The 620-nt window shown below is 46.0% G+C and carries 1 protein-coding gene; it reads left to right on the top strand.

Annotated elements, in window-relative coordinates; genetic code table 11:
• Window positions 1-46: 46 nt before the first annotated feature.
• On the top strand, window positions 47-620 hold a 574-nt coding region (locus R7Q48_RS28645), incomplete at its 3' end, for an NAD(P)H-dependent oxidoreductase (RefSeq protein ID WP_318133723.1).

Genomic DNA, 620 nt, shown 5'->3' with positions numbered 1-620 from the left:
GAAGCTAAAAGCGGCCGATATAAAACTGAATAACGAGGATAAAAACGTGTCTCATCAAATCATTAAAGATCTAAACAGCCGCTACACAGCGAAAAAATACGACGCAGAAAAACGCATTTCTCAAGAAGATATGGCCATCATCAAAGAAGCCATTCGTCTGTCTGCATCGTCAATTAACTCGCAACCATGGAAATTCATCGTGATTGAAAGTGATGAAGCGAAACAACGCTTCCACAGCACGTTCGCGAACAAACACCAATTTAACCAACCCCACGCAACCACGGCGTCGCACACTATCCTTCTTGCTTACGATCCTAAGTTCACAAAAGAGAAGTTTGCAAAACGCGTGGATGCCGAAGTCACTTCAGGTCACCTACCAGCAGATATGTACAACACCTTTATGGGCGCATACGCATTTGCCGAAGCGAACACCGATGAAAATGGCTTCAACGGTCATTGGACTAAGGCGCAAGTTTACATCGCACTGGGTAACCTACTGCACACATTAGCGCGCCTTGGTATTGACTCAACTCCAATGGAAGGCGTTGATCCTGAGCTGATTGGCGAAGAATTTAAAGACGAGTTGGAAGGCCACGTTTGTGAAGTTGCGCTGGCGATCG

The organism is Vibrio sp. 378, from assembly GCF_033339435.1.
The sequence above is the reverse complement of the archived record's forward strand: the minus strand, read 5'-3'. Positions and strand labels throughout refer to the sequence as shown.